The following is a 6,030-nucleotide window of genomic DNA, read 5'->3' as shown; positions in this document are numbered from 1 at the left end:
AAGGCCTGCAGGAGTGCGCCATGGGTCCGGGCAAAGCTGATAACGGCGGCGTCAAGCGCGATCCGCTGACCGGCGAAGCGCTGCTGGAAGAGCCCTGTGGCCAGTTTACCCTGGCCAGCGAAGGCGCCATGTCGCCGGAAGAATTTGACAACGCCATGTACGACCTGGTCAATTTTCTCGCCTATACTGCCGAACCCATGGCGGCCGATCGCAAGCGTATTGGCGTCTACGTGCTGTTGTTCATAGCCCTGTTCTTCATCTTCGCCTGGCTATTGAATCGCGAGTACTGGAAAAACATTCACTGAGTTGCCCCCGGGTCGGGGCCGCCTGGCCCCGCTCCTTCACTGTCCTGGACTGCACTATGAAACGAGTTGATGAAAACGCAATGGGCGCCGTGGCCAAACGGTCCTCCATGACTTTCTTTTCCGACAGCACCAGCCAGTACAGCCATCGGGTCCGCATCGTGCTTGCGGAGAAGGGGGTCACGGTGGACATGATCGAGTCCGACAGCGCGCACCCGCCGGCGGAGCTTGCTGACCTTAACCCCTACAACTCCCTGCCCACCCTGGTAGATCGCGACCTGGTGCTCTACGAATCCAAGGTGATGATGGAGTATCTGGACGAGCGCTTTCCGCACCCGCCCCTGTTGCCCGTCTATCCCGTCGCCCGGGCCGAGAGCCGGCTGTACATCCACCGGATCGAAAAGGACTGGTGTTCCCTGGTGGATTCCATCCTTCACTCCCGCAGCGACAACGTGGTCAGCAAGTCCACCAAGGAATTGCGTGACGGGATAGTTGGCATTGCGCCGATTTTTGCCGAAAAGCCGTTCTTCATGAGCGATGAGTTCACCCTGGTGGACTGCTGCCTCGCTCCGATCCTGTGGCGCTTGCCCTCCCTGGGTATCGATATCAGGCCCGGCAAGCAGACCAAGCCCCTGCTGGCCTATATGGACGCCCTGTTCAACCGCGAGTCTTTCCAGGAGAGTCTGTCCGAGCAAGAGCGCGAGATGCGCCTGTAGCGCGCGTCCCCAGTCCGTGAAAACCACTTCCAGCATGTCCGCCAGTCGCCCGTATATCATGCGGGCGCTGTACGAGTGGATAGTCGACAATGACTGTACGCCCTACCTGCTGGTGGACGCCACCCGCCAAGGGGTGGAGGTGCCCAGCCAGTATGTCAAGGATGGCCAGATCGTACTGAATGTCAGCCCCAGCGCGGTGATCGAGCTGCAGATCGGCAACGAGTGGGTGAGTTTCAACGGCCGGTTCGGCGGCACGCCGACTGACATTCTGGTGCCGGTGACGGCGATTATCGGGATCTATGCCCGTGAAAACGGCCAGGGCATGGTGTTCGAGCCCGAGGACCCGCCGGAGAGCCCGGACGATCCGCCCGGGGGTGACAGTGGCCCGACGGCGGGCAAGCCCGAGGCCAGGCCGTCCCTCAAGATCGTCAAGTAGGACCGCGCCACCGCAGGCAAGGCCCCTGTCCCCTCAGGGCAGGGTCTCAAACAGCTGCACTACCCGCGTTACACCGGTGACTGAAGCCGCCACATCGGCAATGCGGCGGGCCTCTGTTTTCGTTACCAGCCCCATCAGGTACACCACGCTGTTCTCGGTGACAACTTTGGTGCGCACTCCGGGGGTGTCCACATTGGCCAGCAACCAGGACTTGATCTTGGTGGTTATCCAGGCGTCGCGGGTGCGGGTCAGGGCTCCGATGGCCGGGCTCACTTCCAACTCGTTGTAAATCCGGCGAACACCACGGATCTTCCGCACCTCGTCCGCCGCCAGAGTTTTGAGTCGCTCGGTATCCACTTGCCCTGTGAGCAGGACAAACCCGTTATAGCTTACCGCCACCAGGTGGGCCTCGTCGTAGCCGGGGTCTGCGGCGTGGATGTTGACCACCGCCTTGATTTCAATGCTTTCGTCCTCAAGACGCTGGGCCATGGTGCGCTCGCTGGGATCGTCCTTGATCGGATTGGCCTCCACGGAGGCGAGCATGCTGCCACAGCCGCTGGCGAACAGCGTGCCGACGAGGATGATGAGGGGCGCGATCAGTTTCATGATGAGCTTCCGTTGTGGTTTCCAAACAGTCTTTGGTCAATCAGCTCGCAGAGCAGGTGAATGACCATTGTATGCAATTCTGTGACCCTGGGGCGCCTCTCGGCGCTGCAATTGATGGCTACGTCGTTGCCCCGGAGGAGCTCCGCCATTGCGAGGTCCCCGGTATTAGAGAGCGCAATCACCACCATGTTCCGCTCGTGGGCGGCCTCGGCGGCACGCAGTACGGCATCGGGGACGCTGCCGCTGCTGATACAGACCAGGGTGTCGCCGGGCTGGCCCAGGGCGCGTACCTGGCGCGAGTAGATATCTTCGAAACCCTGCTGGCTCGCGATCCCGGTGAGGCTGCTGCAGTCGCCAGCCAGGGCCATTGCGGGCAGCGCCGGGCGCTCCTGTTCAAAGCAGCCCAGCAGGGTCGCTGACAGCAGCTGGCTCAGGCTGGCGTCGGCGCCGTTGCCGCAGGCGAGGATCTTGCCCTCTGCCAGCAAAGTCGCAGTCATTCGTGCCGCCGCCTGCTGGATGGGGATGGCCAGGTCGTCCACGGCCATCGCCACTGTGGTGATGACCTGCTGGAAATTCGCGGCGATAAGCTGGTAATCATCATCCATGGATCGGGTCCGGGGTGGGCCTTTCAGGCGGTGAAGGCACTGCGAATCCACCGTAGTTCAGCGTCCTGACCGGATTGTCGCGGGTCAAAGGCAATGACGTCAAATCGGCAAGGGTAATTTTCCCTCGCGCCGACGCTGCGCAGGTATACCGTCGCTGCGCGCAGCAGCTTCTGTTGCTTGCGCCGGTCCACTGAGGCGGCGGCCGAGGCAAACCTGCGATTGCTCCGCGACCTCACTTCAATGAAAACCAGCTGGGAGTCATCCATTGCGATGATATCGATTTCCCCGACCTTGCAGCGGTAGTTGCGCTGCAGGATCCGCCACCCCTGTGCCTGTAACCACTGTGCTGCCCGCTCCTCGTAACTGTAGCCCTTTGCCAACATGCATCCGCTCCCTGGAAAATGACAGTCTATGTCAGGGGCGGGTCAGCTCGCTGCCATCAAATGTGGCCAGCACCGGCTCGCGCAGCATACGCAATCCGGGATCCAGCTGCAGCAGACCGGTGTTGCCGCGAATCAGGGCATCGGCGCCAGCCTGCAGTTGGGCGAAGCGTGACTGCAACAGCCACGCATCAGCGCCCAGCGCATTGAGGCGGGCGAAATCGTCGCTGCCGCTGCCGCCTGCGGCGATGGCCACCCGCAGAGGCGGATTGGCACCCAGCAGCCAGGGCAATTCTACCAGCCGCGCGCCGTTGAGGTCGCGATTGCGGGGGTCCGGCAGGCCGCCGTAAATGCTTGAAGTGGCGTATACGGGAAGGGTGCCCGCATAGTGGAACGCCAGCAGCGGCTTCAGGGAACGCGCTTCCGCCGGTGTCGCGGCCATCAGGAACACGACATCGATATCCTGGCGGCGGCGCGCAGTGAATTCGATGTTGGTCGCCAGCATGCTGCGAATGGTTTGCGCCCGCTGCTCGCTTGCGCCCAGGTTGAGGGCATTCTTGATCTGGTCCGAGTAGGCCTCGGGTGAGCTGTAGCTGGCAGTGGTGACAATATCTCCCCCCAGTTCCTGCCAGCGCTGGCGCAGTACTTCCTCCAGGCGGGCATCGCGAGCGCCGGCGGGGCGCAACACCATTGCTCTGCGTGCGCCCTGGCCAAAGGCGAGTTCGGCAATCCGTACCGCGTCATCCTCGGGGGCCAGGGACAGTTGCACCAGTGCGCTGCCGTCCTGGCTGACCATTTCCTCGATGCGGTTGAGGGCCACGACAGGCACCGGCCGCGGGCTGATCTGACCCAGTTCGGCAACGCCCTCCTTGCTCAGCGGGCCGATGACGAGGTCGGCACCCTGGGCAACGGCGTGTTGGTAGGCGGCCACCGCCGAGGGAAACCCGTCGGTGTCGACAATCGCTATCTCGTGGCCGGCATCACCGCGGGCGCGCGCGGCAAAGTAATGGGCCAGGTAGCCCTCGCGTACGGCCCTCGCGGCGGGCTCCAGGCGGCCACTCAGGGGCAGCAGCAGCGCGACTTTGTTTATCGGCTGCAGTGCCTGGGCGAGAAATTCCAGTCCGCCGGGCAGCCGTGCGGCGGCCGGGTGTCCAAAGTGGCTTCCGCGCCAGCGCTGGAGACCTGCTTGCAGCTCCCTGCGGCTGCCGGCAGTCGCATTGAGCAGCGCGAGTTCCAGCCAGCCGCGCCATTCTCCCTGTTCAGCCTGCTCCAGGGCGGCGGCGAGTTCCGTGTCTGTCAACCGGTTCAGGTCCTGCCAGATTTCGCGCTGGAGCGCGGCGTCATCGGCCCCCTGCCCAAGCTGGCCGGCCCCGATCCGGGCACTGTCCAACCAGCGCCCCGCGAGCGTGGCGATCTTGCGCGCCAGGTCGTTCCGCTGCAGGCGCAACGCCGGTGCGATACCCGCTTCGGGAATACCCTGCAACAGCGACCCGGCCAGGGCCAGGTCGCCCCGCAGGAAGGCGGCCCTGGCCAGCAGGTAGTCCCTGCGGGCCCGGTCATTCGCATCCAGGGGCGGTTGCAGCGCAGCCAGTGCCTGCTCTGCCTGCATCCAGTCAAAGCGGTCCAGGTAAGCCCCCGCCGCAGTGAAATCCTGGTCCCACTGGCTCGGCGGCAGGAGTGGCGCTGTAATCTGTTCCGGCGCGGCAAGGATCCCGGTTTCGGGCTCGCCCTCGGGCTCCGGCTCCGGCAGGGGCGGCGGGGGCGCGCTGGCACAGCCTGCCAGCACGGCCAGGATCAGTGCTGGCCAGAGTCGGGGCGCAGGCTGTTTTCGCTTGGTGATCAACGTGGTCATGTTATCCTTCCGGACCGGGTGGGGCGGCTGCTGCCGTCTGCACCGTGAATGCACAAGCAGGCATTTTAAGGCCAGGGGCGAGCAGTGGAATCGGGACTATATGTTGTTGCCACGCCTATCGGCAACCTGGGCGACATTTCCCAGCGCGCGCTGGCGGTAATGGCCGCCGCCGACCTGGTCGCCGCAGAGGATACCCGGCACACCTCGCGCCTGCTGCAGCATTTCAATGTCGATGTGCCGCTGCAAGCCTACCACGATCACAGCGATGCTCGCGCCCAGGCCAGAATAATGGCCTGCCTGGCTGCGAACGGCATCGTGGTGCTGGTGTCCGATGCCGGCACCCCTTTGATCTCCGATCCCGGCTACCGGCTGGTGCGAGAAGCCCAGCAGCACGGTTTCAGGGTCGTCCCGATTCCCGGCGCCTGCGCCGCCATCGCCGCCCTCAGTGCCTCCGGCCTCCCCACCGACCGCTTCCTGTTCGAGGGCTTCCTGCCGGCAAAAGCCGGCGCCCGGGCCGCCCGCCTGCAGTCCCTGTCCGCCGAAACCGCAACCCTGGTGTTCTATGAGGCCCCACACCGGGTCGTCGAGACCCTGGAAGCCATGGTGGAGGCTTTTGGCGCGGATCGCGAGGCTCTGCTGGCACGGGAGCTCACCAAGACCTTCGAAACCCTGCGACGGGCGCCACTGGCCGAGCTCGCCGCCTTCGTGGCCGCGGACAGCAACCAGCAGCGCGGCGAGATCGTGCTCGCGGTCAGCGGCCAGCGCGGGCGCGACCAGGAGGGCGAACTCAGCGATGAAACCGCTCGCCTGCTACAGCGCCTCGCAGTCGAGCTCCCCGCCAAGCGCGCCGCTGCCGTGGTTGCCGACCTCACCGGCCTGCGCAAAAAGGCACTGTACGACTACCTGCTGGGGCTGAAAGACTGACCACAACTCGGGTTTTGCTCCATGTTGGCAAAGGTCGCCCGGCGGGGTAAGGGGCTCTCCCCCACCACCTTGGGTGCCAACCCTGACCTTCCTCGGCCACCAGTCCAGCCAGAATTCACTCCGCGAGCCGAAGGGCACAGGGCCGGCGACCCCCCAGAAAGGGGGTGAGGTTACCAGACGCGCGGGGGGGTAACGCCCACAAGCCCCCC

Annotated in this window: 8 protein-coding genes; 4 read left to right on the top strand and 4 right to left on the bottom strand. The window is 64.6% G+C overall.

What is annotated here, in order from left to right:
- The 3 genes from RJQ10_RS05160 to RJQ10_RS05150 all read left to right on the top strand — a co-directional run.
- A partial coding sequence (locus RJQ10_RS05160; RefSeq protein WP_350144302.1) for a cytochrome c1 occupies positions 1-305 on the top strand: 305 nt, incomplete at its 5' end.
- Between the two features lie 80 nt (positions 306-385).
- The gene (locus tag RJQ10_RS05155) at positions 386-1,018 is read left to right on the top strand and encodes a glutathione S-transferase N-terminal domain-containing protein (RefSeq protein WP_350144306.1); all 633 of its coding nucleotides are present in this window, start codon (positions 386-388) and stop codon (positions 1,016-1,018) included.
- Between the two features lie 34 nt (positions 1,019-1,052).
- Entirely contained in the window at positions 1,053-1,454 is a 402-nt protein-coding gene (locus RJQ10_RS05150) for a ClpXP protease specificity-enhancing factor (protein WP_350144304.1), read from the top strand.
- A 33-nt stretch (positions 1,455-1,487) separates the two neighbouring features.
- On the opposite strand, the gene RJQ10_RS05145 is transcribed toward RJQ10_RS05150, so the two are convergent.
- From RJQ10_RS05145 to RJQ10_RS05130, 4 genes are read right to left on the bottom strand one after another with little or no spacing between them, the layout of a single operon-like run.
- Positions 1,488-2,060: a BON domain-containing protein gene (locus tag RJQ10_RS05145; RefSeq protein WP_350144300.1), complete on the bottom strand. Its 573-nt coding sequence runs from the start codon at positions 2,058-2,060 to the stop codon at positions 1,488-1,490.
- Complete coding sequence (locus RJQ10_RS05140) at positions 2,057-2,665, bottom strand: D-sedoheptulose-7-phosphate isomerase (RefSeq protein ID WP_350144298.1); 609 nt, start codon at positions 2,663-2,665, stop codon at positions 2,057-2,059. Before RJQ10_RS05140 ends, RJQ10_RS05145 begins: the two co-directional genes overlap by 4 nt.
- Before the next feature lie 23 nt (positions 2,666-2,688).
- Positions 2,689-3,048 (bottom strand): YraN family protein, encoded by a 360-nt coding sequence (locus tag RJQ10_RS05135; protein WP_350144296.1) that lies wholly within the window; start codon positions 3,046-3,048, stop codon positions 2,689-2,691.
- 31 nt (positions 3,049-3,079) lie between these two features.
- On the bottom strand, positions 3,080-4,897 hold the full coding sequence (locus tag RJQ10_RS05130) for a penicillin-binding protein activator (RefSeq protein WP_350144294.1): 1,818 nt from the start codon (positions 4,895-4,897) through the stop codon (positions 3,080-3,082).
- A gap of 84 nt (positions 4,898-4,981) precedes the next feature.
- On the opposite strand from RJQ10_RS05130, the gene rsmI reads away from it, so the two are divergent.
- Positions 4,982-5,821 (top strand): 16S rRNA (cytidine(1402)-2'-O)-methyltransferase, encoded by an 840-nt coding sequence (gene rsmI, locus RJQ10_RS05125; RefSeq protein WP_350144292.1) that lies wholly within the window; start codon positions 4,982-4,984, stop codon positions 5,819-5,821.
- Positions 5,822-6,030: the final 209 nt, after the last annotated feature.

This window comes from Haliea sp., from assembly GCF_040222615.1.
Taxonomy (GTDB): Bacteria; Pseudomonadota; Gammaproteobacteria; order Pseudomonadales; family Halieaceae; genus Haliea.
This window is presented reverse-complemented; position numbering and strand designations above follow the sequence as displayed.

What these genes read in the sequence shown, in the direction of transcription:
- RJQ10_RS05155 (WP_350144306.1), top strand. Translation starts at nt 386, where the DNA reads ATGGGCGCCGTGGCCAAACGGTCCTCCATGACTTTCTTTTCCGACAGC.
- RJQ10_RS05140 (WP_350144298.1), bottom strand. Translation starts at nt 2,665, where the DNA reads ATGGATGATGATTACCAGCTTATCGCCGCGAATTTCCAGCAGGTCATC.
- RJQ10_RS05135 (WP_350144296.1), bottom strand. Translation starts at nt 3,048, where the DNA reads ATGTTGGCAAAGGGCTACAGTTACGAGGAGCGGGCAGCACAGTGGTTA.
- RJQ10_RS05150 (WP_350144304.1), top strand. Translation starts at nt 1,053, where the DNA reads ATGTCCGCCAGTCGCCCGTATATCATGCGGGCGCTGTACGAGTGGATA.
- RJQ10_RS05130 (WP_350144294.1), bottom strand. Translation starts at nt 4,897, where the DNA reads ATGACCACGTTGATCACCAAGCGAAAACAGCCTGCGCCCCGACTCTGG.
- RJQ10_RS05145 (WP_350144300.1), bottom strand. Translation starts at nt 2,060, where the DNA reads ATGAAACTGATCGCGCCCCTCATCATCCTCGTCGGCACGCTGTTCGCC.